We start from the raw sequence: 26,086 nt of genomic DNA, 5'->3' as shown, positions 1-26,086 counted from the left end.
TCCCCACCGAGAACACGGCGATGTGCGACTTCTGCCAGGACTACGAACCCCCGCTACCGCTCTCAGAGTTCCATTACGAGAACGACTGCATGATGTACGCCAACACGTTTGACGACTCGTACGTGATTCCCAGGAATCCGACCCTCGAAGCTGCACGCGGCGGGATGTACGGCACAGATGGCAACCGGCTGTGCGTTCGGCGCAGCACCGTCTACCGAGACCGTAGTGAGTTCCCGGAGGTGGTCCGGGACTATCTGGAGAGGTTCGATCTCGAAGTGGTCGGGGAGTTCACCGAAGACGACGAGTACATGATCGGCGGCGAAGCTGTCGTGACCGTCTACCGACTGACCGCCGTAGCGGTCGCAGAGCTGGCCGCGTGACCCCCAAGGGCCGAACGCGGCATCGTGAGCCGTGGCGAGAGGTGCTCGCAGATGAACTGTCCGACGAGACTGAAGACGAGCGTAGGGACTTCGCAGACCCGCAGCGTGACGGGTTCGACTCAGAGCACGGACCGGTGATGGGCCATGACGGCGACGACTGCCCGAAGTACGCACAGCCGAAGCAATCGGCGGTCCCGATCAACGGCACCTCGGTCAAGGTCAAGCTCAACGACGGCGGGACGGGCACGGTCGAAGTCATCGAACCGGGCCAGATCTCAGAGCCGGTTGTGCTCGCACCGCCGACGAGCAACCCGGCCGGGGAGATGGTTTCGGCCGGCCACGGGTTCAAGGTGGAGAACCACCGTAGCCGTCCGTGGAAGACGGCAAAGCGTACGCACTGTGCCCACTGCGGCGGGCCGATGCCAACGCCGAAGGTGGACGCCACGAAGTACCAGTGCGAGTTTGACCCGATGCCGAAGTGCAAATGCTCTGGCTGCACGCTTCGGCGGCAGGTAGCGAACGGCGGGGAGCGCAACGTCGGCGGTCCCGCTATGACGTGCTCGCCGGATTGCGGACGGCTACGTAACAACGAGCGGACCCGTTGGAAGCGTGCAGTCGAACGGGCCGAAGCCAAAGGACTGGAACCACCACCTGAGCCGGAGGACCGGGGCCTAAAGTTCGTCCGTGCGTCGGGGCTGCTCTCGGCCGTCGAAGGCTCAGGCCATCGGTACGTGACGGGTACGGCGGGGCTGGTCAACGATGCGCCGAAGGCATGACGGAGCGACCACGCGGAAGTATTCCGTAATAGGTAAGGGGAGTGGTCCCGCACCTCCCCACCCTGGTCGCTCCGCATCGCCGGTCTCAGTTCCCGAAGGTGTGTCGATGTTGACCGCGACTAGTAGAGCCCTGCCGCCCGTGCCACCACCTCATGCACACGGGCGGTGGGGTTCTTCTATTTGACCACTTTCCGATGACCCATCGAAATGAGAGGACCGTCGACTATGGACGAAACACGCTGCCGCAGTGGGCGGCACATCATCAAGTCATCGCAGGACCGCCGACCAAACGGCGGGTGCGCTGGATGCGCTCGGGACAACGAGGACCGCTATCGGCGCAAGCTCCGGGACAAGGCTGACCTACTGGACAGGTTGGCCTTGATTATGGAGACGCCAACGCTGGCCGACCGTATGTCGGCGCTGCGGGCGGCGGGACAGTGAGTACCCCGCCGATCCTGGTCTGGGATCAGGCGTACAACCGCAACGGTGACGTCAAGCTGCCGAGATCGGTGGTCAATGTCATCCGCACCTACGCCAACAACGACACCCTCGAAGGGTGGGTGACGGCCGAGACTCTGGCCCGGGCCACCGGGCTACAGATCCGAGCGGTCCGAAAGCAGATCGCCGCCAACGTCGCGGCGGGATGGTTGGAGATCGTCAAGAGTGGAAATAGCTCGGGACTCGCCAACACCTACCGACTGACCTACCCGAAGGGTGTCCTACAGGACACCGTTGCCGCCGGGGACACCCCGTCCAAGGGTGTCCCAGAGGACACGGTTGCCAACGATCAAAGGGTGTCCCAGAGGGCACCATTACACCCCGAAGGGTGTCCTACAGGACCGTCAAAGGGTGTCCTACAGAACACCCCTACTTCTCCGGGAACTTCTCCCAAAAGAGAAGTTCCTAGGGGTACTACAACCGAGACCGACCCTACGGGGTCGGCTACGGGAGATTCTCCACCCATCGAAATAGCTTCTGAGTCCAAGGGTGTCCTACAGGACACGGTTCCTGATCTCCCGTCAGGAATTTGGGACATGCCGTCCCCGTTCGACGCGCTACCGGCCTACAGCCGGTCACCCGACCCAGACGACCCGTGGAGCCGTTGATACGGCTCGACCACACAACCACATAGACCCACACCCGTTCGGGCCGCAGCGTTGACGCTAGCGGTCCTTTTTCATGCCTGGAGGGCAGATGGCAGCAGCAGGCGGTAACGAGGTCGGCAGGATCTCGATCCGAGTCGTCCCGAACACCGACAAGTTCCGGGACCGGCTCAAGACACAGCTACAGCAGATCGAACGCTCCAACGTCTTGGATGTCGACGTTGGTCTCGACACGTCACGGCTACGCCAGCAGATGGCCGGGACGATGGCCGCGCTACAGCAGCAGGCCGACCGAGGGGTCACCGTCGAAGTCGACGTAGACCGCAGTCTCGGCAGCCGCGTTGCCCAGCTGTCCCGGTCGCTGTCCGATGCAGGTGACTCCGCAGGGATGGCGCAGCGGACGTTTATGGGCCTCGGTAGAACCGGCTGGATCGTCGGCGCGGTGTTCGCGGCGGCGGCACCAGCCGTTGGGTTGGTCGCGGGGCTGCTCGCGGGGCTGCCCTCGCTGGCCGCAGCAGGCGGCGCAGGTGCAGGTGCGATAGCGCTCGGCCTCGACGGAATCAAGAAGTCCGCCGAGACGTTGATCCCAGATCTCGACGCACTCAAAGCGTCGGTGTCGGGTGTGTTCGAGCAACGGCTGACCCCGATGTTCGATCAACTCCGGCAGGTGTTCCCGGTCCTCGAATCGGGTATGGCCTCGGTAGCCAACGGCATGGCTGACATGTTCCAGGGGGTCACCGATGCGGTGACCTCGGGCGGCGGTCTCGGGATGTTGGAAAACATCCTCGGCAAAACCGGGGAGATGTTCTCGCAGCTACAGCCGATCATTCAGACGGCTACGGGTTCGTTTCTGACGCTGGCCTCGGCGGGTGCGGATTCCTTTGGGCACCTTACGGGTTCGCTGGGAACGTTCGCCACAGAGTTCGACGGGATGGTCCAGCGGATCACATCATCAGGTGCGTTCGATAGTGCGATGCAGGGACTTTCACAGACCCTCGACGGAATCCTCGGTCTATTCACGAGGCTGATGGAGGTCGGTGTCGGTGCGATGGGACAGCTCGGCGGGCCGCTGGAGAACATGCTCGGCGGTCTCGGTGACACGCTGGTAGCGGCGATGCCTGCACTCACGACGTTCGCATCTGTGATCGCCAACGTAATCGGATCTCTCGGTACGAACCTAGCTCCGATCTGGGGGTCAGTGACCCCCGGACTGTCCGCGCTGACGGAAACGCTTGGGACGTTGACGACGGGTGTTCTCGACGGTCTGGGACCGGCATTGACGACGGTAGGCACCGCGTTGTCGACTCACCTCACGACGGCACTACAGGCCATCGGGCCGGTACTGCCAACGTTGATCGAATCGTTCGGACAGCTCGCGGGGACGTTGGGCAACACAGTGGCGGCGGCGATCTCGTCTATCGCTCCGCACATTCCGATGATGGCATCTGCGTTCGCCGACATCACCAACACGTTGATTCCGCTGATACCGAGGTTCGCACAACTGGCCGCAGACGGCATCGTCCCGCTAATGCCCGCTATCGCCGGCCTGATTCCGGCGATTGCTCCGCTGATACAGAACTTCGCGCAGATGGCCCAGGCCATGATGCCTGCCGTCAACGGGTTCTTTCAGATTGCCGGTGCCGCAACCTCGTTCGGTACCGCTCTGATGTCCGGTGTGATCGGTGCGATTACTTCGGTGGTCGGTGCTATCGCAGGAGCCATCGCCAAGGTAGATGAGTGGACAGCCGCGTTCGTTCGTGGCGCACAAGAGATGATCGCCAAGGCCGGGGAGATGGTCTCCCAGATTACCGCCAAGCTGAAAGAGCTTGGTAAGTCTGGCCTAGAGGCCGGAAAGGCTCTCGTTGAGGGTCTGATAAATGGCATCGGTGGGATGATCTCCGCTGCGGTGAACAAGGCGCGTGAACTCGCATCTGGCGTAGCGAACGCGGTCAAGTCGTTCCTCGGGATCAACTCCCCGTCGAAGCTGTTCACCGAGTACGGGCAGTTCACCGCCGAAGGGTTCGGAAACGGACTCGACAACGGATTCGCCGACGTCGTTGCCAAGACAAAGGCGATGGCGAAAGCCATCTTCGAGGCGATGCGCGAGGTGTTCGGGGAGATCAGCGGAGCGACGCTGAACTTCAACTTCGGAGCGGTGCAGGGCCAGATGGATGCCATCAGCCAATCCGCGACGTCGATGCGGCAGTCGTTGAATCGCGCTGTCACGGGAGCTGTTCCGGTTCCGCAGATGTCCGAAGAGACCAAAGAACTCCGAGATCAGCTCGGCCTAGAACGGCAGCGGCTGGATCTGGATAAGAAGCGTCTACAGGTCCAGAAGGCCCAGACCGAGGACAAGGCAGAGAAGGCACGTATCCAGGCCGAGATAGATGCTCTGGAGTTGCAGCGTAAGAGACTCGCTGTGCAGCAACAGGAACTCAGGGTGGCGCAGCAGTACGGGGCCGAGGTGGACAACACCGTGGACCTCTACGAGGGCATGGACCAGAAGCTGTTCACCATGGGCACCGACTTCGTTGGCGCACAAAGCCAGCAGCTCCAGCAAGACCTCGGAATGAGCGGCAACGGCGCTGTGCAGGCGCTGGCGGACTACGGGATGCAGCTCGGCACCAACTTCGTGTTCAACGTGTCCAACGTTGACGAGGCGATCTCGGTAAAGAACAACCAGATCAATAAGCAGGCACTTGGCCTGCACCGCCGGTAGTCACCGGCACCACGAGGACCCCCGACCTAAACCACCGGGGGTTCTCCGCTGCCGACGCTCCGAGAGTCCAGCCACGCGGGCTCTCACTTCCAACACAACAACAACAGGAGGAAACATGTACGCACCAACCGAGAACACCGCCGCAACCGTGGGCGAGTGGCCGTATGTCGGGATCAAGCTATCGAACGAACTTGCTGACGCTGTGGCGTTGTGCGAGGCGGCACGGTGGTTCGAGGTCGGGCACAAGCCGGCCGTGCGGCTCGAAGGCGCGACCCCGGAGAACATCGAAGACCGTATCCGCGAACTGGCTGACGAGTTGCTCCCGACGTTGCAGGTCGATTACGCCGCCGATAGCTACGGCAGCATCTCGACTCTGTCACGTGCCAAGTTGCAGTATCACAGCGCAGCTGCCCACAGGGTCGTTCGACTCGCTGCGGCCGAGGTGCCAGCAGCCATCGAACAGATCAAACCCAAGTTTGACGAAGTCGTCGCCTCGTACATCGACGCTGTCGACCTACTGCCCGAAGACCTCGACGAGAAGTCGCTCGTGACGCTCAGCCCAGACGCTCTCAGCGCGTACGCCGCTGCACGCGGTCTCGCCGCAAAGTTGAATCGGTTCGACCGGTGGGCGGCGTCGCTGGCGTCGCTGCCGGGGCACGGCCGGCGCGGAAACACGTTCTACAACGTGTTGCAGATTCTACGGCCTGAGACCTACGACGATGCCGAAGCGCTGCAACAGGTCAAATCCAACCGACCCGTAAACGAGGTGGTCGGGGCAATCGGACCTGTGTGGCTGACCGCTGTTCGCCGGGGAGTCGAGTTCGCGTTGAACACCCCCGCCGACTCCAACGAGGTGGCTCGTGCGCTGGCCGAAGAGGTCTCGGGATACTCGTTCAACTGATGCCGAACACGTTGCACAACAGAGGTATTCGCAGATGATCAAGAATCCTGCCCAGGCTGTAGCGCGGGCGCTCACACCGAAGGCGAAAGCTGCCGAACAGCCCTTGGACCCGATACAAGCCGCGTTCTTAGGGCAGCTTGCACGCAGGGGAGTGATCGACCTGCCGCCCTCCGAAGACGTCGAACCGACCGGCCCCGAGATGGTTCGGGCGCTGGCCCAGATGAAACGGGAAGAACCACAGCGACAAGCCCAGTTGAAGGCACAGCGGGCGGCGCAGGCGGAGGCAGACCGCTTTGCACAGCTTCCGGTGGCTGCGCAGGTGGCAGAGGTCTGGCGTACGCAGGGACGTACGGCTGACGTTCCGACCGACCCCACACAAGGGGCGGGCGGCAGCGGCCGGCCAAACCGTGCTGTAGCCCTAAACGGTGCGGGTGTGCTCGTGGCCGCTATCCGTGGACTCGGTGCGAAGAACGTCACGATGAACGCCAACGGTGGCAGCGCACGAGGGACGTTGTGATACCCCGGAAACGGCGGAAACGTTGTAGCCGAGAGGGTTGCCCGCTGCGAGCACGGCCAGGTGCGAACCGGGAACTGAGCGACGAGGCCCGCAGTACGTGTTCGTTCCTGTGTCTACGCCTCAAAACGCTACTGGCAGAGGCGGAACAGGTTTGCAGGGCAACCGGGGACACAGCCCATTGGGCTAACGTGGTCGCGCTGTCTGACGCGCTCACCGAGTTCTACCGATCGGATAAAAGGCTGTACTACGCAGCTATCAACAGCGGAGTTACGCCGGAACAGTGGTCCTCGATCAAACGGGGGACGTGGTGACCCGTATCCAGATGATCGACCCCGGTCGGGTGCTCGTGCTCGGTGACGTTGATTCTGTGACGATCTCACGGGCCGAAGGGGTCTCCGACGACGATGACATGGCACGGTTCGCACGGTGGTACGCGGGTGCTGCGGGGCTACAGCTGCGTACGTACAAACGTCCACACCTAGACCGGGCTATACCCGAGGACTGTGCTGACTCGACTCGGGATCTGTTGCACGCCAGCCGAAAGCTGGCAGACCCCGGCAAGTCGCTGGAGATCTACACGAGGCCAGACGCCGAGGACATGCCGAACATGCCAGACGTGGACCTGTCGCTAGGTGTGGTGCACGCGGTACTGCCGGGTGTGATCGACGTTCGCAACGCTGATGACCTGCGGGTATGGCTGCACTCGTGACTATGCATAGACGGATGGCCGATGCATAAGTATGCAGCCCACCCCAGGGGGAGACCCCCTCCCCGGCCGGTCTCGGCATCGGTACGTAATGCGGGTCCGAGGCTGTGAGGGGGTTTGAACCTCGTTTTTCAGCCGAAAGGCCTGATCGCGATGCATAAACATGCATGACAACCGCATAAAAGTCCAGGTGAGAGGAGCCTGATTTGACGCTATCCAAGCCACGCGGGCTCAGGTACCAGGGCGGCAAGCTCTGGGACCGGATAACCGCCGAGTACGACCTAGAGCTGTTCCCCGACCGTGCCCGCATCCTGGAAGACGCGTGCAAAACGGCCGACTGGATACAGAAGCTTGACGCGGAGGCCAAGAATGCGCCTCTCACCGTTCTGGGTTCGATGCGGCAGCCAGTAATCAATCCGCTGATAGCCCAAGTGCAAACCGAGAGGGACAGACTTGCCCGTCTTCTGGACCGGATCAAGCTAGACCCATCGGAGAACGTATGAAACGGGCTGTTCCGAGGCGGAAACGGGACAGGGTCAAGTCGACCGTCGACTTTGCCCGAATGCTGCACGACAGGATGCAAGCGGAAGCGCTGGCACAACACAAAAGGAACCAATGAGTCTGTTAGACAAGGGAAATGAGACCGTTACGGTCTATCCCGAGATCGCCACTACAAGCCCGGACGGCAACATCAAGGTCAAGCCGTCAGATACCGGGGTCACCTGTACTGCCTCGGTGCAATTCATCGGATCGGCCGATGATCCTGCTTTTGCAGCGGGAGACGGCACCGTATCGAAGTACCGTCTACGGCTCAAAGGCTATCCCGAGAAGTTGGGGTCTGCCTCTCAGATCGAGTGGAACGGCGACCGCTACACAATCGACGGTGAGCCCAGGGTTTTCAACGGCAGCCCTCGAACGGCTCACGTGAGCTACGTGATCGTTCGCCGGTAGTGGTCCGGTTGATCGGTGAGAAGGCTATGAACAGAGTCGTCTCACACTTGGAAGGTGTTCACGATGCCGTAGGAGATACCTCCAAACGTGTACAGCGGTCAGCACAGAACCGTCTTGCAGCCCACCGGGATACCGGAGCTGCCGAGGTCACCGCTACCGAAGGTGACGTCGATTGGTTCGTCAACCTAGAGGACGAAGCAGCGCTGTCCATCGAGTTCGGTCACTGGACCAAAGAGGGCAGCGACTCGTACAGGTTCGTTCCTGGTCTCTACGTGCTCTCGACAGCCGCAGGGCTGGCATAAGACATACAAGAGGATGGGAGAACAGCGTGAGCGCCTACGAGGTAGTCACGCTGTTACTCCACCCCCGACTCTAAGGCGTTCCCCCGGCAACCGTCAACGGTGCCGTGATTAGCCTGACACGCAGACAGATTTCCCCCGGTCCCCTCAAAGGGCCGGGGGATTTTCTGCGTTTACGGGCACCACGTCGACTTGGTCGCCGTTGATCTCGATACCGGCGATGCCGTGGTTGCCCATCGTGTCCAACAGCTCTAGCCACCTGGCGATTGGTCCCGTTGGGTTGACCTGTGCGGCGAGATGGTAGAGGTCGCCGAGATCCAAGCGGATACCGCTACGGCCGTTGTATTCGGCTCGGACGTTCATCGACCGTAGCCAGATGTTTCGGCCTTCGATGTCCTGTTCGGCCCACCAATCGCCGAACAGCTCGCCGGTACCTGCCCATGTCCACCCGGCAGGCTTCACGGCTACCGAGGACAGCTGTTCCTGACGCTCAGCGAGCGCAGCTATCCGAGCGTCTAGCGTGGCACGCTGCGGTGTTCCCGGTTTGAACGCAGGTGTCCCGATCTGCCCAACGAGGTCGGTCAGCTCAGCTTCGACGTCCCCCAATTCGGCAGAATGGTCTGACCCCGAATCCCATACGCGTACAAGACGCTCAGATGATCCGAGCAAGGTTGTCACGGCACCGTCGACCAACGGGTCGACCTCGTCTGCCCGGATCGTGCCGTTGCCGCATTTGTCCGCTTTGGTCATCGTCTTGCATCTGTAGCGCGGAAACTGGCTATGGCTGCCGCCGTTGAACTTGTACGCGGGGGACTGGCAGACCCCGCAGTGCAGCACACGCAATAACAACGACGTGCTCGCCTCGCGGGGCTCACCTCGTTTGGTCCGGTTGTCCAGTTCGACCCGTACAGCGTCGAAGTCCTCTCGGGTGAGGATCGGCTCGGACCGCACCACGGGCGAGCCGTCATCGTTGCGGACGGGCTTACCTTTGGACACGGCGTACCCGAGCATGGTCTCGGACAACAGCGAGCGTTTCAGCGTGGTTACGCTCCACTCGCGGTTCTCGATTTTCCGACCACGGAACCGGCCGAAGTGATCTTTCGGCGTCAGCACACCGCGACGGGTCAGATCGTGGGCAATCCGCTGTAGCGGTTCGGTGGCGATGACCCGCTGGGCGACCTCGCGGATCACGTCAGCTTGTTCCTTGTCGAGCACCAGCCGCCATACTCCGTCCACTTTGGCCGGCAGGTACCCCCACGGAGGCTGTGAGCCTCTGTACTTGCCTAGTTTGATGTCCCGCTGAGACTTGGACGCGTTGCGCTCTGAGATCGCCTCTAGTTCCATCTGAGCCACGGTGCCCATGAGGGCAATCACGACCGCCGCGAAAGGTGTGGTGGTATCGAAGTGTGGTTCGGTTGCCGACACCACGAGCTTGTCGTGATCCTCTGCCCAGTTGACGAGCTGTTGCAGATGCCGGATGGACCGGGTGAACCGATCAACCCGGTACGCCACGAGCACGTCGAACGGCTCAGCTTCGTTGGCGAGCCAGCGGGACAGGTTCGGGCGTTTCTTCCCGAACGGATCGACGGCACCTGATACCTCAAGGTCTTCGGCGATACCGACCACCTCGTAGCCACGCTGAGCGCATAGCTCCTCGCAGATCTCCCTCTGCCGTGCGGGGGAGGTAGTAGCGTCGGTGACCTTGGATAGGCGAGTGACGATCAGCGCTCGCTTGACCTGCTCAGACATGGCTTACATCCAACACCACCGAGACGGCTGTCGTCGACAAGCCGGCCGAGGAAGAGGATCACGGGCACGGCCACCACGGGCACGCCCACTAGGTCTGCCGAGCAGTCCCCCGCAAGCGGGAGGTGCCCCCAGCAAACTGCCCCAAATCTTCGGATTTGGGGCAGTTTTGCGTCTGCTCGCGGCGTGAACTGACGGATCACCGTACGCGAACGATTAATCAGTCACTGATTCGGTTGGTAAGTCGATGGCGGTCCGAATTCTGGGCCGTTGAAACAGCTCGGGCCGAACTGCTCCACGCATCGCATCAACTCGTCCGAAGGCGCGGACGGCGACGTCGTTGGTGGGGGTTCCAAGTGGAACATCAATTCACGCGGACTTGCATATCCCGACATAGATTTCTTGGACTGAGCAGAAGCCGGAGATGCTTGGTCGGGGCTGACATGTGGCGCCGGCACTGCCTGGACCGCACCGCCTAGGTCTCCGTAGTAATACGCCGCCGAAATCTCGTAGTTCTGCCACGGCGGTTCAGTCCGGACATCGGCATCCCACTGGCTGTTCGAGATATCACCGAAGCCATACCAGTACCCACCCGCCGGCTTCGGGCCTATCGAAACGACCACGCCCGTGGCGTTGATGTCATGTTCAGTAGAGCCCGATAGGGTGACGCCACCGATACCGTCCATCCTCAGTCTGTTGAATGAAACCTCTTCGCCGCTGTTGCCCGGATCGACGGCGGTAGTCGTCGGCGCCGGTACCGGATGGCTGCTGGTGGAAACGCCGTTGTCGGTGAGCTCTTGATAGACGATTGGCGCGACAGCGGCGATTATCGCCGCGCCAATTGTTCCGTACAGTCCCATCTTTGCTACCGATACCGAGTCCCCGCGCGGCCCCCGTGTATGTGTTGCCATTGCTCTGCCCTACCCGATGATGAAGCTCGTATCCAGTGGTGGTGCCGCCATATGGCGTCTCGAATCGCACTGATCGCACAGCGACTGTCGCGTCGACGTCCGAAAGCTTTGCCGCTCTGTAGTGCCGAACTCGTGACTACCAGCGTCATCATTGTTACGTGAGGTGATGAGGAGCACCTGAGTAATGCAGTACTCAATTCCCAACTCCTGCGAAGGGTCCTGTGTACCGCAGTGGGTGACATCACACGATCTCGTCGTGCCGGTCGTTGGGAGCGAAGTGCACGGTTCGGGGTTTCCTTGCCGAAACCGATCTCGAAAAACCGAGGCTGCTGCCGTCAACAAGGGCCCCGGTCTCGTTGAGCAGGGGGTGTTTTCGTGCTCACGGAAGACCGCTTGTGGGCCCCGGGGTCAGCTGGCCGGTGGCGATGAGAATTGTTGCCCCGACGAGCGCTGCAGCGCATGTTGCGACGATAAGAATCACCACCAGTATGTCGCGCCCGCGCATGACTCATCCTATTTGTTCCGACTGCCCACGACAGAAGGTCATTGAATTGGGCTGCCGACGCGCGGAAGTCAGGAAGCCAGCCGCAGGTGCCGGCCCCGGGGTGTGATCTCGGCTCCGCCGCTGCGGGCATGAATGGTGACCTGGGTGCCGTTACGCACGATCCCGATCGGCCCGGCCCGGACGAAACGCGCCAATTCCGTTCGGTGCAAGGTCATCCGGGCGCGCGCCTGACGGTAGCCGAGCCGTACCCCGGTCGCTGCGCAGACGAACAGGCCGCCGAGACCCGGTAGTGCGCCGGATAGCAGTGCCCACAGCGACATCGCGGCCAGCGCGGTCACCACCGTCTGCGCCGGCGCGCTGTCTGTGGGGGCGGCACTGCGCGCTTCGGCCAGGGGCTGGGTGTCCGGCCGCAGCGTCGAGGCGGCCGACATGATCCGGTCGAGGCTGATGCCGACGAGGGCACTGCCGGCAACGGACGACCCGACCCCCGCCGAGAACGACCGCGCCAGCATGGTGGTCAGCATCGCCATGATCGTGTCTTTCGGCAGGAACGCGCTCGACGGGTACGCGCCACCGCCACCTGCCCGGGCCCACACGATGCCGGGAACGGCGCGCAGGTCGGCGATCAGCGCGATGATGGCCTCGACCACATCGACGGCCACCAGCACCAGTGTCTGGACCAGCTGTGCGACGGCTTCTTCGATGAGCGGTGCCGCGACCATCGGAACCGCAGGCAGCGTAGGCGTCGGGGCCACGATCGCGACCGCGGGCAGCGCCGGCTCCGGGGTTGCCACAACTTCAGGTACCGGTGCAGTCGTGGGGATCGCCGCAACATCGGCGATGATCGGGCCGGCGAGCGCCAAAGGCATCGGCTCGGGGGTGTCGTGTACGACCGGCGACGTTGCTGGGGCAGCGGCCTCGAAGTTGTTCTCGGAATTGGAGTGCGCCGGAGCCTCGATGACCGAATCGGTTTCTTCGCTCTCGGGCGGGTCGGGTAATGCCGCGCCGGCCCCCGGCGAGTCATCCGAGGTATCCGATTCGTCGGTGAGGGGCGGGGCGGCGTCCTCATCGGACTCTTGGTCTTCGGGGTCGGTATCGGTCTCGTGATCCTCGGTCGACGGGGTCTCGTCCGAATCGTCGGGGCCCGGGGCGTCGTTGTCACCGTGGCCGCCGGAATCACTGGTGGATTGGGTCGTCTCCGAGACGGACGGGCTGTCGGGCTCCGCCGCGGCGGTCGCACCGTTGATGGTGCCCATCACGAGTCCGGTGGACAGTAGACAGGCACCCGCAATCAGGTGCGTACGCGTGACAATCAGGGTCTCCCAGCCGTGACGCCAGTTGAGTGGCACGGAGATTCGAACATGAGTGTGACTTTGTCACAACAGGTCTCAATCTTGCGACCGGTTCGCGAAACCTGTCAATGGATCCTTTGGCCTAGTCAGACCCGGCCCGCGATGAATCCGGCGGCCTGCCCGGGATAGGGTGGTAGCTCATAGTTGCTGTGCGCGGCACGATCCCGGCCATTTGTACAGATCGGGTCACCGGGACTGCACAGGTCGATCGCGCGTCCGGCGAACTGCCCGGTCGAGGACAGCGGGGACCCGAAACTTGTGCTGGGATTGCCGAATACCGCCACCGCGGCGACCCGGCCCACCAGATCCGGGGCCAGTGCGGGCGCCGAACCGATGGACCCGATGAACGACCCCACCGGCGGCACACCGGCCAGCATGGAGACCGCGGCCGCCCCCTGCGAGAAGCCGCCGAGCACCACCTGGGTGCCCGGGCACGCACCGGCCAGCCAGGCGATGCGCCCGCGGGCATCATCGGCGCCGTGGCCGGTGGTCAGGAAGTTCAGGCTGGCCGGGTAGTTGACCGCATAGGTGCCCAGGCTGCGGCCACCGAGCATCGGTCCGAGCGCACCGGCGAGCGCGTCGCCCACCCGGCCCAGCCCCGGCGGCTCACCGGTGCCGCGAGCAAACACCAATTCGACATCCGGGCAGGCTTCGGCGGCGGCCGACGGAATCGGCGCGGCGCACAGCGCCGCGCCGAGGCACGCGATGGCTGCGAGGTGTCGGAGCATGGGTCCATCCTCACAGATGTCTCATGGGCGGGCATCGGTATCAGGGGACGAGTGCAGCGGCCAGTCGGCAGCCCGCGTGCACATCGCGCCAGGCGGCCGTCACCGGATCCGAGGCGTCGAGAGCGTGGCGGCTGCTCGCCAGCAGACGATCCATCGCCCTGCGAGCCCGCGTGATCGCCTGGGCGTACGGTGCCGCATCCGCGAGTCCGCTCGTCGCGATCTGCAGGCGTGCGGCATCGAGATCCGATGCAGTGCGGGCAATCTGGGCGGCGGCCTCGTCGGTGATCTCGTCGCCGCCGTAAGAGATGGCCAGCCGGGCCCGCACCTGATCCACATGTCGGCGCCATCCGCCGAGTGCGGTCCCGACCACGGCCGAGGACGAGACCGCCGCCATGACCGCACCGTCGATGGCGATGCGGTCCGCGCCGACCCTGGCATCGATGACCGCGATGTCCGCGATGCCTGCGTCCACGAGCGCGGACGGGCGGTCGTGCACGTCGATCTGTGCCACGCCCGCCGGGATCGGCAGGTATCCGTCAACGCAGTGCAGTAGCAGCCAGTCCGCTTTCGCGGCGCCCACCACCTTCGTCCACCGCCCACTCAGCAGGCCGTCGGCGATCCGTGCGGCACCGTGGGAGCCGATGCTGGTCACGGCGTCGGGATGCGCGTCCCATGCGCGGTCGGCCAGGCCGTACATCGCGGCCAGCCATCCGCGGGAGGCGTCCTCTGATGCGAGTTCGCCGACGGTTGCGATGAATTCGTCCAGCGCACGACCGCGGTGCACGGCCGATTGCGCCATATCCACCTCCAGCGACCATAGGGACTGATATACCTCGATCGTTGCACGGGGAACCACAACCGAGGGAGAGAACGTCGCAGACTGTGCTCGATGCCGTCCGGGATCTGCTGCCCGAGATCGCTGAGGCCGCCGCCGATGTCGACCGCGCCGGGGCCGTCGACCGGGAGGTGATCGTGCGGCTGCACGATGCCGGATACTTTGCGCTGCTGCAGCCTCCGGAGTTCGGAGGTCTTGACGCCGAACCGCACGTGTACCTGACGGCCACCCGCGAACTCTCGTCCGCGTGCACGTCGACCGGCTGGCTCGCGGCCTGGCTGGCCGTCAACAACTGGGGGTTGTCGGTTCGCGATGCGCGGGTGCTGGACGAGATCTGGGGTGATGACCCGCGCGCCTTGCTGTGCTCGTCCTACGCACCCACCGGCCGGCTGGAACGAATCCCCGGCGGTTACCGCCTCAGCGGCCGGTGGACGCGGTGCACGGGAGTCCCGTATGCCTCGTGGTTGAGTGTGGCCGCGTTGAAGGTCGGCCCCGACGGCGCGGCGCAGGATTTCATGGCAGTGCTGGTTCCGCGTGGTGACTTCACCGTCGAACGCCCCTGGAATGGGTTGGGGCTGCGGGGAATCGGTGCCGACGACGTGAGGGTGGCCGACGCCTTTGTGCCCGAGCATCGCGCGTTCAGCTGGCTCGACCTGAGTTACGGTCCTGAGATGCCTGCGTTGCAGCGGCTGCCGCAACCGACGTTGTACACCCTCGCCGGGTCCATCCCGCTGCTCGGTGCGGCCGACCGTGTGCTGCAGGGCCACGCGTCGGGTGTGTTGAGCGCCGATGTCGACCTGTCGATGATGCAGATCCTGCGTAATGTTGCCGAGCAACTCGATTGTGTTCGGGCCGAGGGATATCCGGACGCCGAGCTGATGCTGCGCACCCGACGTGACCAGGTGATGGCGTCGGATCGTGCGTTACGTGTGGTTGCTGCTGTCGTCGACTCACCCAGCCCCGACGTCGACGAGGTTGTGCTGGAACGGGTCTGGCGTGACGCTCAGACCGCGCGGATGCACGTCGCCAGCAATGTCGAGCAGGTTCTGGCCGTGGTGGGCCGGCATACGGTGGGCATCGATGTCGACGATCTGATGTGGTGAGTGGCCTCAGACCCAGGCGTCGGAGGCCAGCGTGCGCAGCACGCGCGACAGCATGTCGTCGGTGACGGTTTCGACGTCGGTGTTCTCGGGGGAGGGTCGGCCGAGCCGCTCGGAGATACCGTTGGCGGACCGAGACAGGAACGGTGCGAGTCGGGCCAGTCGTTGCGCGGGCACCGCACCGGTGAGCGACAGCCCGGCGATCTCGGCGCCCGGCATCACGATCGGTGCGGCGATGCTGGACAGTCCCACGGCCAATTCCTGGTCATCGTAGGCGATTCCGCGACGCGATCGGATGCGTGCCAGTTCTTGGTGCAGGGTCGGCAGGTCGGCGATCGTCGCCGGGGTGCACTTGCGTAATGATCGGTCCAGGGTCCGGTCGATGTCCTCGGCCTGCAGCCGCGCGAGCATCGTCTTGCCCAGCGCGCTGGCATGGGCCGCGGTCCGGCCGCCGACACGGGTCGGTACCGCGGTGCCACCGCCGCCGGCCACCTTGTCCAGATAGAGGGTGTCGGCCCCGGCCAGCACCCCGAGGTGGACGACGAGCGTGGTGTCGGCGTGCAGACGCTCCAGCACCGGTGATGCGACGCTGCGCAACTGCGCGTGGTCGATGGCGCCGGCGGCCGGTAGCGCGGACGTCGCCAGCGAGTATCCGTCGGGGGTGTGCTGCAGGAGCCCGGAATCGTGCAGCTGGTTGAGGATCCGGTGCGTCGACGAGCGCGGCAGGCCGGCGCGGTCGACCACCTGATCCAGCCGCAGCACGGTGCCGGCGCGGTCGAAGGCGTTCACGATCAGCGCCACCCGCGCCACCATCGAAGCGGGCGCGGTGGGCACGGCCCTCACTGTAACGATCCGACCGGTGGCGAAAAGCCAGATTCCCTGCCGCCGGGGCGACAGGGAATCTGGCCGTACCTGATCAGTTGGGGCTGCCGGCACCCACCTTGGCCCGTGGCCCGGCCTTCTTCGCGGTGGTGGCACCGCTCAGTGCGGTCCGTGCGGAGCGGGGGGACTTGGTCGGCGAGCTGATCTTGGGTGTCTGGACCTCTTCGGGATCGGTGGCCTCGACCGGCTCCGGCTCGGTGGCCTCGACGATGTCAGCCTCAGCGCCGCTCGTCTGGAGCACCGTCTCCGCAACCGCCGGCTTCGAATCCGAATCACGGGCACTTGCTTCCGCTGTGCTCGTCGCGGGCTCCTCGACGGCGGCCGTCCGGGCCGCGACCTCGGGTTCGCCGGCGGCGGTCGGCACCGCCTGCACCGTCGGGCTCGGTTCGTTTTTCTTGGCCCACTCGGTGGCCAGCTTGTTGTTCACGGCGCCGGCGAACTTGGCGATCGAGACGACGGTGTCGGAGAAGCTTGCGGCGATCGCGGCGAGCACCTTGGCCGGGTTCAGCGTGCCGAAGGAGGCGACCACCTGGTGCACTGCCCCGGCGAGCTGCCGCTGCAGTGTGCGGAACTGTAGGCGCACCTCGTCGGCCAGCGACGCGTCGGGGCCGAACTTCTGGCCATTCCAGCTCACCAGCTTCCAGCCCTCTTCCGGGCTGCCTTCGATGACAACGTAATTGGTGTTGCCCAGCGGGGAGTAGCGCAGCAGATCGAGCTTCTGCTCCATCGTCAGGTTCGTCGCATTCATCATCGTCCAGAACATGATCGCCCCGCCGTGAGAGAAGACGACGGCGTTGCGGTCGCCGTTGTCGTAGATCTGCTGCAGCGAGCCGTCCATCCGGGCGTCGAACTCATGGCCGTCGATCGAACCGGGGATGCGCAGATCGCGGTTGCCCTGCAGGGCCCAGGCCAGCGGGAATCGGCCGTAACCATTGGCGGCCTCGCTTTCCGGGGTGCCCTCGAAGACGCCGGCCTCGATCTCGTGCACGCCGGGCAGCACCTGGATCGGCAGGTGCAGGTACTGCGACAGCGGCGTGGCGGTCAGCTGGGTGCGCTGCATGATCGACGCGTAGACACCGTCGTAGTTGTTGACGCCCAGTGTGCCGATCACGGCCTTGGCCTGGTCCTGGCCGGTCTGCGTGAGCAGCGGGCCGGGTGTGGAGGTGTCGATCAGGCCGGAGGCATTGCCTGCCGACTGACCGTGCCGCACAAACGTCACGCGCATCAACTCGGCGGCCGCGGGAATCGCGGCACCGATGAGCATCGCCGAGGAGATCAGCGTGATGCCGAGCAGCTTGGCCGTGCGGGACAGATATCTGCGGGTGGGACCGGTTCCGGACGCATCTTTCATGGAGAACTTCTTCCTGCCGGGGGAGTGACAGCACACGGTCACTCCCGGGGCGGGCGCCGAACAAGATGTGATCTCACTCACTGGGACCTGTCGGTCCGGTCGTGGTCACGCAAGCGTCGGCTGAATGCTCACCAGCTGGTACGGCCCATAGGCGTCGCCGGCGGTGAAACTCACCACCAGGGTGCCCGGCGGGAACCCGACGGCCAGATCATTGAGCGTCCTGGGCAGGAACACCCGGGCCTTGGCGTTGCCGTACCAATTGGGATCCGACGGTGCGACGTCGAGGCCGCCGACCTGGTCGATGGTGGTGTCCCAGGTTTGTATCGCCGCCGGTAGCGGGGTGCCGAAGCCGGCCGACTTCAGATAGGCCTCGCCCTGTCCGGTCAGCGTGAGCGCCGGGCCGCCGCCGACGGGGGTGCCCGTGATCGTTCCGTTCACCACATCGGCGGTCACCGACGTCAGCCGCGCGGTGCAGACCTCGACGACCGGTGTGCAGAAGTCCGGCAGCGGGGCGGCCTGCGCCGGCGCGGCACCCAGGACCGCCGTGACCGCCAACGCAACGGCAACCGCAGATCCGCAACTGTCCATACCAGGTCATCGACGATGACGGGCCCGGGGTTACAGCGGGAGGCGGCTGAGCAGGTCATCGAGCGCGACCAGGTCCAGATAGGCCACCACCGTGCTGATCTGTCCGTCGGTCATCGTCATCGACCAGGCGTACTCGTTGACGTAGGGGTGGCCGTCGATCGCCTGGGCCGTCCCGCGCCACAGCGCCACCACCCGGTCACCGTCGACGACCAGATCGTGAATCTGCGCCTGGATCGGACCGGTCAGCCGGTCCAGGATGGGTTTGGCGCCGCGGTCGAGGAAATCCTGCCGGTTGGTGTAGGTCGCCGCTCCCTCGGCTCGGGCCACCGTCCAGCGCACATCCTCGGCGAGCAGGGCGTAGAAGCTGTCGGGTCCGCCGACACCGCGGGCGAATCCGTCCCGGATGATCTGGGCATTGTCCGATGCGCCTGCGGTGGGCGGGCCGACACTCGCGAACAGAGTGACGATGATGCCCAGCAGGGCAGCGGCTTTCGGGATCAGGTGCATTCCTCGACGGTATGCACACCGGCGATCGGCAGCCTGGGTGTGTCACTCCCACGCAGAGCCGTGATCACGTCATCGCCTCCTCGACGGCAGACACCACGTGTTCGGCGATGGCCAGTGACGATGTCGCCGCGGGCGAGGGTGCGTTGCGCAGCACGATGATTCGATCGGTGATGCTGATCCGGAAATCGTCGACCAGGCCGCCGTCCGCGTCGAGCGCCTGCGCGCGGATACCGGACGGACCGGGCACCACGTCATCATCGCGAAGGTCAGGTACATAAGCGCGGGCGGCCTCCATGAAGCGGTGCTTGCTCAGCGACCCGTGCATCTCGCGGACACCGGTGCGCCAGTGTTGGCGGGCGAACCGCCAAAAGGCCGGGGTGCGGGCAACCCCGGCCAGGTCCGAGGCCGACACCGTGCGCCAGTTGTAACCCTCCCGGGCAAGGGCCAGAACGGCATTGGGGCCGACCAGCACCTCGCCGTCCACCCGCGGCGTGAGATGCACCCCGAGGAACGGGTACCGCGGATCCGGCACCGGATAGACCAGTCCGTTGACCAGGTCGCGGCGCTCGGGCCGGATCGCGTAGTACTCACCGCGGAACGGCATGATCACCGGGTCGGGTCCGTCACCGGCCATCTCCGCCAACCGGTCACTCTGCAGACCACCGCAGGCGATCACCCGGTCGAAGGCGGTTTCCGCGGTACCGTCGGCGTTCTGTGAGGTCACCACCACCTCGGCGCCGACCCGGCGCAGCCCGGTCACCTCATGGCCGAGCAGGATCTCGGCGCCGGCGGCCCCGGCGTCAACCGCCAGCGCCGCGGTGACCTGGGCGTAGTCGACGATCGACGTCGACGGCGAATGCAGTGCGGCTATCCCGCGCACATGTGGTTCCAGCTCACGCAGCTCGCCGAGGCTGATGATGCGCACGCCCGGCACCCCGTTGGCCAACGCCCGTTCCTCGATGCCGGCCAGCCGGGCACGCTCGGTTTCGTCGAGTGCCACCAGGACCTTGCCGCAGGCGATGCGGGGGATGGAGCGTTCCGCGCAGAACTGTTCGAGCAGTCCGACACCGCGCCGGCACAGCAGTGCCTTGATGGAGCCGGGCGGGTAGTACAGCCCGGCATGCACCACACCGCTGTTTCGTCCGGTCTGGTGCCCGGCGAGCCGGTCCTCCTTCTCGAAGACCGTGACCTGCATGTCCGGATGTCGGAGGAGGATTTCACGGGTGATGGCGATACCGAGGATGCCACCGCCGATGACGGCGATGCGTGCTGTGGTCATCGAACCTCGACTCCTCTGGCAGGATCAGCAAACTCCAAGCCAGTACACCTCACGCCGACACGGTGTGCACTTCAAGCAAACTCGTTCTGACTGCAAAGACGCGCGCGGCTAGGCACTTTCGGCGAGATCGGCCGCTTCGGCCAGTGTACGGCGTGCGTGCTTCTCCACGAACAGCGGTACGTAATCGCGGATCCGGCTCTCGGTGAAGCGTGAAAGTGCTTGTTGTACAGCAGAAGTGATCACCGATTGGGCGATATCCGGGAACTCCTGGGTGAGCGTGCGCTCCACCTCGGCCAAGGCCTTCTTCTCCGCGATATCGCTCATGCCACCAGATCTTGGCGCCGCGTTCATCTACTGTCAAACGGAAAGACTTTGGGGTGCAACATCTTTCGGTGACTAGACGCGAAGGGCCCCGGGAACGCGGGTTCCCGGGGCCATTGACGTCTACTCGCGAGGGGAAGTCCCTCGGTGTGCGGTGGAGTGTCTACGCGGTGCGGCGCATCCCGCGCTTGAGCAGGAGCTCACGCTCGGACTCGGACAGGCCGCCCCAGATGCCGTAGGGCTCACCCACGGCCAGTGCGTGCGAGCGGCACTGTGCGATCACCGGGCAGGCCCGGCACAGCTCCTTGGCGCGCATCTCGCGCTGGGCGCGGGCGCGGCCGCGTTCGCCGTCGGGATGGAAGAACATCGAGGAATCGACGCCCCGGCAGTGACCCTGCATTTGCCAATCCCAGATATCGGCGTTGGGTCCGGGCAGTTGCTGCGGCTGTGGCATTTGAAAACCCCTCTCTTCACACTCATTTCGCGAAGACGCGTGAGTGCGTGAGTCGCGGAACTGAACCGAGCTCTTGTCGCCGATGACTACTCGTGCACACAAGGTAGAAGCGCTACCGAAAACTCGTCAATAGTCCGGGTCATGGTGAAATCGCATATCCGCAGGGTACGAATTTACTTCACGTTCATCGTGTTCACTTGCGAGCAATGGAGCAGGTGCTTTTCAGACCGTCGATTGACCTCGATCCGGGGTGTTTTCCCTGTTCGCGTCAATTCGGTCCAAAATGCGAATCAGGGCCAGTTGATCTGTCCGTAACGTGGCGACCATCAACTGTTAACCAAGGTCGAATTGGTCACGTTTTTTCGAGCATTGGCGGCGTTGATAGCGTTCGAGCGCGATGAACGACCCGACGATCACCCCCGCGGCTGCGCTGGCCGAGGCCGCGTTCGGCGACAATCCGCAGCTCTGGCCGCTGCCGCCGGCCGTCGACCCCCGCGATCGTTGGCTGCGCGCGGTGGCGGCAGCCGGCCAGGGGCACTACGGCCTCGCCCACACCGAACTCGCGACGATCACCCGGACCCAGCGCACGGGCCGGGTCGTCTCGCTCGCGCACAGCACCCGGGCATCGTGTCTGCGCCAACTCGGTGGACACACCGTTGCCCGCGGCGCTGACGGCCGTGCGCTGGCCCTGGCCGGTGTCGATCCGGCGGCCCGCGCCGATGCTCTCGTCGGGTTGGCGGCCGACGCCCTGGGGATCGGGCGGCTGGCACTGTCGGCCCGGCTGTTGCAACGCGCCGCCACGGTGTCGGGTACTCCCCGCCAGGACGTCCGGCTGCAGTGGGTGTCGGCCGAGCTGGCGATGGTCGGCGGGGACGGCGCCACGGCGCTGCGCCATGCCGAGTGTGCCGTCGAACTGGCCGACACGCTCGGGTCGGTGCGCCACGGTGCCAAATCACAGGTGGTGCTCGCGGCCGCGCTGTGCTGCGCCGGCCGGCTGGACTCCGCGCGCGCCGTCGCCGACGCGGCCTTCACACATACGGCCGAGTTCGGGCTGGTCCCGCTGCATTGGGCGATCGCCGGACTGCTCGCCGACATCGGCAGCAACGCCCTTTCGGCGCCCGCCGTCGAGGCCGCTCGGGACCGGGCCGCCGATACAGTGCGACGCAGAGGCGGCGTGTGGTCGCGTCGCTGAACCGATTCATGCTGTTGCGATCGTTAATGTTTGTTTGACGCACCCGTCCGGTTGCGTCCCATCCGTAACGCTGGAGAGATCACCCACGATGACCATTTCGGGAGAACGTCTCGATGCTGTCGTCGCTGAGGCTGTGGCGGGGGACAGGGACGCTCTCAGGGTGGTCTTGGAGACCATCCGCCCGATCATCGTCCGGTACTGCCGGGCACGGATTGGGTCCGCTGAACGAAGTGGTCTGTCCGCAGACGACATTGCGCAGGAGGTGTGCTTGGCCGCCATCACGGCGTTGCCGCGCTACAGAGATCAGGGACGCCCGTTCCTGGCCTTTGTGTACGGCATTGCTGCGCACAAGCTCGCCGATGCCCACCGGGCATCAGCCCGCAACCGTGCCGAGCCTACCGACAATGTGCCGGAGCGGTTGTCCGGCGAGGCGGGACCCGAACAGCTCGCCATCGATGCCGATGCGTCGGCGCGGATGGAGAAGCTGCTCGCGATCCTGCCCGAGAAGCAGCGCGAGATCCTGATCTTGCGCGTCGTCGTCGGCATGAGCGCAGAAGAGACCGCGGAAGCGGTCGGCAGTACACCCGGCGCAGTGCGGGTCGCCCAGCACCGTGCCCTGGCCAAACTCAAATCGGAGATCTCGGGAGGAGGGGAAGAATATGCCTGATTTCGGTCGCTGGACCGCCAACGGCGGTGACCCCTCCCTCAACGACATCAACCGGGCCGACCGGTTCCTCGACGCACTGGCCAACGAGCAGGCGCCGTTCTCCACCGACCGTGGTGACGCCGAACTCGCGCAACTGCTCTCCGGCTGGCGCGACGACGTCCGGCAGGTGCCGATGGACCATGTCGTGTCGCCCTCGCAGGCCTCTGCCGCGCTGATCGACGCCACCAACCGTCCTGGTCGTCGCAACCGGATGGGGCTCGCCGTCGTCGGCTCCGCGGCCGCGGCGGTGCTCTGTCTCGGCGGTTTCGGCACCGCGGTGTTCGCCGCCGCACCCGGCGACGGGCTGTACGGCATCCGCTCCATGATCTTCGGTGAGGAGCGCGCCACCCGCGACGACGCCGTCGTGCTGGCCGCCCAGACCGAGCTGGCCCAGGTGCAGCAACTGGTCGATCAGGGGCAGTGGGACCAGGCGCAGGACAAGCTCGCCGCGTTGTCGGCGACGGTGCAGAGTGTCGGTCCGGTGGAGCAGAAGCATGACCTCATCGAGCAGTGGAATGCGTTGACCTACAAGGTAGTCGAGCAGGATCCCGCTGCGACGCTGCCGCCGGCCGGTGAACCGATGCCGGTGCTGCCGCAGTCACCGCTGACGCTGCTGCCGGTCCCGGTGGTCGAAGAAACCGACACGGTGACGCCAACCCCGACCGATGTACCGCTGACAACGGTCACCACGTCGCCCGGTCCCGAGGTGCTCTCGACGACGACGTCCCCGACGAGTGGGACGTCGGAGACCACCACCTCGTCGAGCGGTGCGGAGACCACGTCTGCGACCTCGGAGATGACGTCCACCACGCCGTCCACCACGCCACCGACCACGACGTCGACGACATCCGCACCGGCCGCCACCACAACGACCACGACGACACTGCCGCCGTCGAGCACGACGACCACCACCACGGTGGCCCCGTCGAGTACGACGACGACCACCACGGTGTCCCCGTCGAGCACGACGACCACGACAACGGTCGCGCCGTCGGCAGCGGAGGAACCGGTCCAGCAGCAGGAACCTGAGCCCGAGCCGACTCAGGCACCGGTGACGACAGAACCGGTCGTCGAGCCGGCCGAAGAGTCCGCCGAGGAACCCGCGGAATCAGAAATCGTGACGACCACCACAACGGTGCCGGCAGCCGGCGACGGGGAGTGAGCGCGATTCAGCGATAGCCGTCGGGTTCCGACGTCGCCTCGTTGAGCGAGGCGTCGGCGTAACCGCGGCAGTAATCCCAGGTGACGTAGGCGTCGGGCTCGGGATCGTAAGCGGGCTCGTGCGGACGGACGGTGCCGTCGACCAGCAGTTGCAACAGGTTGGCGCGCAGCATGTCCCAGTCGTGATAGTGGTCCTGCTGACACTCGTCACAGCACACCACCAGGCCACGAATGCCCCTGTGCGCCAACAGCGCCTCGTAGACCGCGAGGTCGGCCAGGTCCGCCTCGACGGCGCTGCGCTCCTGCGGATCGAGTGGCAGACCGGGCTCAATCGCGTCGAGAGCCGCCGAAGGATCGGACGGATCGTCGGCGAACGGGTCAGGTGGCAGGCCCGGCGGGAGGTCATCACGCACGGATCTAGCCTACGCAGCCCCGCTGGCTTCGCGCCACCGGTTGCCCGGCGCGCCGCGACGCTGCACCGCGTGGCGGCAGCGTCCAGGCCAGTGCCGATAGGATGGAGCCAGTATTCGCAGACTGCGTACGGGTTGTTCTAGTGGAGGCTCCACCCATGTCGATCGCTGAAAGCAGCGTCCCACTCGCCCTTCCGGTGCCCACCGGCGGCGACGATCCGACCAAGATCGCGATGCTGGGCCTGACCTTCGACGATGTGCTGCTGCTGCCGGCCGCCTCGGACGTGGTGCCCGCCAACGTCAACACGTCCAGCCAGCTGACCAAACGCATCCGGCTGCGGGTGCCGCTGGTCAGCTCGGCGATGGACACCGTCACCGAATCGCGGATGGCCATCGCGATGGCCCGCGCCGGTGGCATGGGAGTCCTGCATCGCAATCTGTCGATCACCGAACAGGCCGGCCAGGTCGAGACCGTCAAACGGTCCGAGGCCGGCATGGTCACCGACCCGGTGACCTGCTCACCCGACAACACGCTCGCCGAGGTCGACGCCATGTGCGCCCGGTTCCGCATCTCGGGTCTGCCGGTTGTCGATGCCCAGGGCTCGCTGGTCGGGATCATCACCAACCGGGACATGCGTTTCGAGGTCGACCAGTCCAAGCCGGTCTCCGAGGTGATGACCAAGGCCCCGCTGATCACCGCTCAGGCCGGGGTGTCCGCCGAGGCTGCGCTGGGACTGCTGCGCCGGCACAAGATCGAGAAGCTGCCGATCGTCGACGGCCACGGCAAGCTCACCGGCCTGATCACCGTCAAGGACTTCGTCAAGACCGAGCAGTTCCCGTTGTCCACCAAGGACAGCGACGGGCGTCTGCTCGTCGGTGCCGCGGTCGGTATCGGCGACGACGCCTGGACCCGCGCGATGACGCTCGCCGATGCCGGTGCGGACGTCCTGATCGTGGACACCGCGCACGCCCACAACCGGCTGGTGCTCGACATGGTCAGTCGACTCAAGGCCGCCGTCGGTGAGCGGGTCGACGTGGTGGGTGGCAATGTCGCGACCCGGGCTGCCGCCGCCGCGCTGTGTGATGCCGGCGCCGACGCCGTCAAGGTCGGGGTGGGCCCCGGCTCGATCTGCACCACCCGTGTTGTCGCCGGGGTGGGCGCACCGCAGATCACCGCCATTCTCGAAGCCGTGGCGGCCTGCCGTCCGTATGGTGTCCCGGTGATCGCCGACGGTGGTCTGCAGTATTCCGGTGACATCGCCAAGGCCTTGGCCGCGGGTGCCTCGACCGCCATGCTGGGCTCGCTGCTGGCCGGCACCGCCGAGGCCCCCGGCGAGCTGATCCTGGTCAACGGCAAGCAGTTCAAGAGCTACCGCGGCATGGGTTCGCTGGGCGCCATGCAGACCCGCGGACCGCAGAAGAGCTTCTCCAAGGACCGCTACTTCCAGGACGATGTGCTCTCCGAGGACAAGCTGGTGCCCGAGGGCATCGAAGGCCGGGTGCCGTTCCGCGGGCCGCTGTCCACGGTGATTCATCAGCTGACCGGCGGTCTGCGGGCCGCGATGGGCTACACCGGCTCGGACACCATCGAGCATCTGCAGCAGGCCCAGTTCGTGCAGATCACCGCGGCCGGGTTGAAGGAAAGCCACCCGCACGACATCACCATGACTGTCGAAGCCCCGAACTACTACGCCCGCTAGAAGGAC

General features: G+C 65.1%; 28 protein-coding genes. 15 read left to right on the top strand and 13 right to left on the bottom strand.

Annotated features, from left to right (window positions below; translation table 11 throughout):
• The first annotated feature begins 89 nt into the window (after window positions 1–89).
• From ACLBYA_RS26790 to ACLBYA_RS26745, 10 genes are all read left to right on the top strand, one after another.
• Window positions 90–380, top strand: a complete 291-nt coding sequence (locus ACLBYA_RS26790) for a hypothetical protein (RefSeq protein WP_447712502.1) — start codon at window positions 90–92, stop codon at window positions 378–380.
• Window positions 377–1,156, top strand: coding sequence for a hypothetical protein (locus ACLBYA_RS26785; RefSeq protein ID WP_447712501.1), 780 nt, complete (start codon window positions 377–379; stop codon window positions 1,154–1,156). The genes ACLBYA_RS26790 and ACLBYA_RS26785 overlap by 4 nt, the downstream gene beginning before the upstream one ends.
• A gap of 437 nt (window positions 1,157–1,593) precedes the next feature.
• The gene (locus ACLBYA_RS26780) at window positions 1,594–2,262 is read left to right on the top strand and encodes a hypothetical protein (protein WP_447712500.1); all 669 of its coding nucleotides are present in this window, start codon (window positions 1,594–1,596) and stop codon (window positions 2,260–2,262) included.
• An 88-nt stretch (window positions 2,263–2,350) separates the two neighbouring features.
• Window positions 2,351–4,978, top strand: coding sequence for a hypothetical protein (locus tag ACLBYA_RS26775; protein WP_447712499.1), 2,628 nt, complete (start codon window positions 2,351–2,353; stop codon window positions 4,976–4,978).
• Window positions 4,979–5,126: 148 nt separating this feature from the next.
• Window positions 5,127–5,879: a hypothetical protein gene (locus ACLBYA_RS26770; protein WP_447712498.1), complete on the top strand. Its 753-nt coding sequence runs from the start codon at window positions 5,127–5,129 to the stop codon at window positions 5,877–5,879.
• Window positions 5,880–5,913: 34 nt separating this feature from the next.
• Window positions 5,914–6,396: a hypothetical protein gene (locus tag ACLBYA_RS26765; RefSeq protein WP_447712497.1), complete on the top strand. Its 483-nt coding sequence runs from the start codon at window positions 5,914–5,916 to the stop codon at window positions 6,394–6,396.
• A gap of 307 nt (window positions 6,397–6,703) precedes the next feature.
• Complete coding sequence (locus ACLBYA_RS26760; RefSeq protein WP_447712496.1) at window positions 6,704–7,105, top strand: hypothetical protein; 402 nt, start codon at window positions 6,704–6,706, stop codon at window positions 7,103–7,105.
• A 203-nt stretch (window positions 7,106–7,308) separates the two neighbouring features.
• Window positions 7,309–7,605 carry a hypothetical protein gene (locus ACLBYA_RS26755; RefSeq protein WP_447712495.1) on the top strand — a complete coding sequence of 99 codons (297 nt, stop codon included), beginning with the start codon at window positions 7,309–7,311 and terminating at the stop codon, window positions 7,603–7,605.
• 112 nt (window positions 7,606–7,717) lie between these two features.
• Window positions 7,718–8,053, top strand: a complete 336-nt coding sequence (locus tag ACLBYA_RS26750) for a hypothetical protein (RefSeq protein ID WP_447712494.1) — start codon at window positions 7,718–7,720, stop codon at window positions 8,051–8,053.
• A 26-nt stretch (window positions 8,054–8,079) separates the two neighbouring features.
• Window positions 8,080–8,355 carry a DUF5403 family protein gene (locus ACLBYA_RS26745; RefSeq protein WP_447712525.1) on the top strand — a complete coding sequence of 92 codons (276 nt, stop codon included), beginning with the start codon at window positions 8,080–8,082 and terminating at the stop codon, window positions 8,353–8,355.
• A 144-nt stretch (window positions 8,356–8,499) separates the two neighbouring features.
• Here ACLBYA_RS26745 and ACLBYA_RS26740 read toward each other — a convergent pair whose 3' ends face one another.
• The 5 genes from ACLBYA_RS26740 to ACLBYA_RS26720 form a co-directional block, all read right to left on the bottom strand.
• Window positions 8,500–10,101 (bottom strand): recombinase family protein, encoded by a 1,602-nt coding sequence (locus ACLBYA_RS26740; RefSeq protein WP_447712493.1) that lies wholly within the window; start codon window positions 10,099–10,101, stop codon window positions 8,500–8,502.
• 221 nt (window positions 10,102–10,322) lie between these two features.
• On the bottom strand, window positions 10,323–10,958 hold the full coding sequence (locus ACLBYA_RS26735) for a hypothetical protein (protein ID WP_447712492.1): 636 nt from the start codon (window positions 10,956–10,958) through the stop codon (window positions 10,323–10,325).
• Between the two features lie 624 nt (window positions 10,959–11,582).
• Window positions 11,583–12,770, bottom strand: a complete 1,188-nt coding sequence (locus tag ACLBYA_RS26730) for a hypothetical protein (protein WP_447712491.1) — start codon at window positions 12,768–12,770, stop codon at window positions 11,583–11,585.
• Between the two features lie 182 nt (window positions 12,771–12,952).
• A complete protein-coding gene (locus ACLBYA_RS26725; protein ID WP_447712490.1) occupies window positions 12,953–13,594 on the bottom strand; it encodes a cutinase family protein in 642 nt (213 codons plus the stop codon).
• 40 nt (window positions 13,595–13,634) lie between these two features.
• Window positions 13,635–14,393: a hypothetical protein gene (locus tag ACLBYA_RS26720; RefSeq protein ID WP_447712489.1), complete on the bottom strand. Its 759-nt coding sequence runs from the start codon at window positions 14,391–14,393 to the stop codon at window positions 13,635–13,637.
• 83 nt (window positions 14,394–14,476) lie between these two features.
• On the opposite strand from ACLBYA_RS26720, the gene ACLBYA_RS26715 reads away from it, so the two are divergent.
• Window positions 14,477–15,532, top strand: coding sequence for an acyl-CoA dehydrogenase family protein (locus ACLBYA_RS26715; RefSeq protein WP_447712488.1), 1,056 nt, complete (start codon window positions 14,477–14,479; stop codon window positions 15,530–15,532).
• Window positions 15,533–15,538: 6 nt separating this feature from the next.
• Here ACLBYA_RS26715 and ACLBYA_RS26710 read toward each other — a convergent pair whose 3' ends face one another.
• The 7 genes from ACLBYA_RS26710 to ACLBYA_RS26680 form a co-directional block, all read right to left on the bottom strand.
• A complete protein-coding gene (locus tag ACLBYA_RS26710; protein ID WP_447712487.1) occupies window positions 15,539–16,363 on the bottom strand; it encodes an IclR family transcriptional regulator in 825 nt (274 codons plus the stop codon).
• Between the two features lie 82 nt (window positions 16,364–16,445).
• Window positions 16,446–17,762, bottom strand: a complete 1,317-nt coding sequence (locus tag ACLBYA_RS26705; protein ID WP_447712486.1) for a histidine phosphatase family protein — start codon at window positions 17,760–17,762, stop codon at window positions 16,446–16,448.
• A 105-nt stretch (window positions 17,763–17,867) separates the two neighbouring features.
• Window positions 17,868–18,350, bottom strand: coding sequence for a hypothetical protein (locus ACLBYA_RS26700; protein WP_447712485.1), 483 nt, complete (start codon window positions 18,348–18,350; stop codon window positions 17,868–17,870).
• Between the two features lie 30 nt (window positions 18,351–18,380).
• Entirely contained in the window at window positions 18,381–18,857 is a 477-nt protein-coding gene (locus ACLBYA_RS26695; protein WP_447712484.1) for a nuclear transport factor 2 family protein, read from the bottom strand.
• 64 nt (window positions 18,858–18,921) lie between these two features.
• Window positions 18,922–20,136: an L-2-hydroxyglutarate oxidase gene (gene lhgO, locus ACLBYA_RS26690; RefSeq protein WP_447712483.1), complete on the bottom strand. Its 1,215-nt coding sequence runs from the start codon at window positions 20,134–20,136 to the stop codon at window positions 18,922–18,924.
• A 108-nt stretch (window positions 20,137–20,244) separates the two neighbouring features.
• A complete protein-coding gene (locus ACLBYA_RS26685; RefSeq protein ID WP_447712482.1) occupies window positions 20,245–20,460 on the bottom strand; it encodes a three-helix bundle dimerization domain-containing protein in 216 nt (71 codons plus the stop codon).
• 160 nt (window positions 20,461–20,620) lie between these two features.
• A complete protein-coding gene (locus ACLBYA_RS26680; RefSeq protein WP_447712481.1) occupies window positions 20,621–20,911 on the bottom strand; it encodes a WhiB family transcriptional regulator in 291 nt (96 codons plus the stop codon).
• A 397-nt stretch (window positions 20,912–21,308) separates the two neighbouring features.
• Between ACLBYA_RS26680 and ACLBYA_RS26675 the strand changes: the two genes are divergently transcribed.
• From ACLBYA_RS26675 to ACLBYA_RS26665, 3 genes are all read left to right on the top strand, one after another.
• Window positions 21,309–22,103 (top strand): hypothetical protein, encoded by a 795-nt coding sequence (locus tag ACLBYA_RS26675; protein ID WP_447712480.1) that lies wholly within the window; start codon window positions 21,309–21,311, stop codon window positions 22,101–22,103.
• An 88-nt stretch (window positions 22,104–22,191) separates the two neighbouring features.
• Complete coding sequence (locus tag ACLBYA_RS26670; RefSeq protein ID WP_447712479.1) at window positions 22,192–22,770, top strand: sigma-70 family RNA polymerase sigma factor; 579 nt, start codon at window positions 22,192–22,194, stop codon at window positions 22,768–22,770.
• Window positions 22,763–23,971, top strand: coding sequence for an anti-sigma-D factor RsdA (locus ACLBYA_RS26665; protein WP_447712478.1), 1,209 nt, complete (start codon window positions 22,763–22,765; stop codon window positions 23,969–23,971). The genes ACLBYA_RS26670 and ACLBYA_RS26665 overlap by 8 nt, the downstream gene beginning before the upstream one ends.
• Before the next feature lie 7 nt (window positions 23,972–23,978).
• Here ACLBYA_RS26665 and ACLBYA_RS26660 read toward each other — a convergent pair whose 3' ends face one another.
• The gene (locus ACLBYA_RS26660; protein ID WP_447712477.1) at window positions 23,979–24,383 is read right to left on the bottom strand and encodes a DUF5319 domain-containing protein; all 405 of its coding nucleotides are present in this window, start codon (window positions 24,381–24,383) and stop codon (window positions 23,979–23,981) included.
• A 155-nt stretch (window positions 24,384–24,538) separates the two neighbouring features.
• Between ACLBYA_RS26660 and guaB the strand changes: the two genes are divergently transcribed.
• On the top strand, window positions 24,539–26,080 hold the full coding sequence (gene guaB, locus ACLBYA_RS26655; RefSeq protein ID WP_447712476.1) for an IMP dehydrogenase: 1,542 nt from the start codon (window positions 24,539–24,541) through the stop codon (window positions 26,078–26,080).
• The last annotated feature ends 6 nt before the right edge of the window (window positions 26,081–26,086 follow it).

The organism is Mycobacterium sp. C31M, from assembly GCF_053345865.1.
Note: the sequence above shows the minus strand (reverse complement) of the source record. Positions and strands in the feature narration are given on the sequence as shown.

What these genes read in the sequence shown, in the direction of transcription:
- ACLBYA_RS26790 (WP_447712502.1), top strand. Translation starts at nt 90, where the DNA reads ATGATGTACGCCAACACGTTTGACGACTCGTACGTGATTCCCAGGAAT.
- ACLBYA_RS26775 (WP_447712499.1), top strand. Translation starts at nt 2,351, where the DNA reads ATGGCAGCAGCAGGCGGTAACGAGGTCGGCAGGATCTCGATCCGAGTC.
- ACLBYA_RS26765 (WP_447712497.1), top strand. Translation starts at nt 5,914, where the DNA reads ATGATCAAGAATCCTGCCCAGGCTGTAGCGCGGGCGCTCACACCGAAG.
- ACLBYA_RS26750 (WP_447712494.1), top strand. Translation starts at nt 7,718, where the DNA reads ATGAGTCTGTTAGACAAGGGAAATGAGACCGTTACGGTCTATCCCGAG.
- ACLBYA_RS26745 (WP_447712525.1), top strand. Translation starts at nt 8,080, where the DNA reads ATGAACAGAGTCGTCTCACACTTGGAAGGTGTTCACGATGCCGTAGGA.
- ACLBYA_RS26740 (WP_447712493.1), bottom strand. Translation starts at nt 10,101, where the DNA reads ATGTCTGAGCAGGTCAAGCGAGCGCTGATCGTCACTCGCCTATCCAAG.
- ACLBYA_RS26735 (WP_447712492.1), bottom strand. Translation starts at nt 10,958, where the DNA reads ATGGGACTGTACGGAACAATTGGCGCGGCGATAATCGCCGCTGTCGCG.
- ACLBYA_RS26730 (WP_447712491.1), bottom strand. Translation starts at nt 12,770, where the DNA reads ATGGGCACCATCAACGGTGCGACCGCCGCGGCGGAGCCCGACAGCCCG.
- ACLBYA_RS26725 (WP_447712490.1), bottom strand. Translation starts at nt 13,594, where the DNA reads ATGCTCCGACACCTCGCAGCCATCGCGTGCCTCGGCGCGGCGCTGTGC.
- ACLBYA_RS26720 (WP_447712489.1), bottom strand. Translation starts at nt 14,393, where the DNA reads ATGGCGCAATCGGCCGTGCACCGCGGTCGTGCGCTGGACGAATTCATC.
- ACLBYA_RS26705 (WP_447712486.1), bottom strand. Translation starts at nt 17,762, where the DNA reads ATGAAAGATGCGTCCGGAACCGGTCCCACCCGCAGATATCTGTCCCGC.
- ACLBYA_RS26700 (WP_447712485.1), bottom strand. Translation starts at nt 18,350, where the DNA reads ATGGACAGTTGCGGATCTGCGGTTGCCGTTGCGTTGGCGGTCACGGCG.
- ACLBYA_RS26695 (WP_447712484.1), bottom strand. Translation starts at nt 18,857, where the DNA reads ATGCACCTGATCCCGAAAGCCGCTGCCCTGCTGGGCATCATCGTCACT.
- lhgO (WP_447712483.1), bottom strand. Translation starts at nt 20,136, where the DNA reads ATGACCACAGCACGCATCGCCGTCATCGGCGGTGGCATCCTCGGTATC.
- ACLBYA_RS26685 (WP_447712482.1), bottom strand. Translation starts at nt 20,460, where the DNA reads ATGAGCGATATCGCGGAGAAGAAGGCCTTGGCCGAGGTGGAGCGCACG.
- ACLBYA_RS26680 (WP_447712481.1), bottom strand. Translation starts at nt 20,911, where the DNA reads ATGCCACAGCCGCAGCAACTGCCCGGACCCAACGCCGATATCTGGGAT.
- ACLBYA_RS26675 (WP_447712480.1), top strand. Translation starts at nt 21,309, where the DNA reads ATGAACGACCCGACGATCACCCCCGCGGCTGCGCTGGCCGAGGCCGCG.
- ACLBYA_RS26670 (WP_447712479.1), top strand. Translation starts at nt 22,192, where the DNA reads ATGACCATTTCGGGAGAACGTCTCGATGCTGTCGTCGCTGAGGCTGTG.
- ACLBYA_RS26665 (WP_447712478.1), top strand. Translation starts at nt 22,763, where the DNA reads ATGCCTGATTTCGGTCGCTGGACCGCCAACGGCGGTGACCCCTCCCTC.
- guaB (WP_447712476.1), top strand. Translation starts at nt 24,539, where the DNA reads ATGTCGATCGCTGAAAGCAGCGTCCCACTCGCCCTTCCGGTGCCCACC.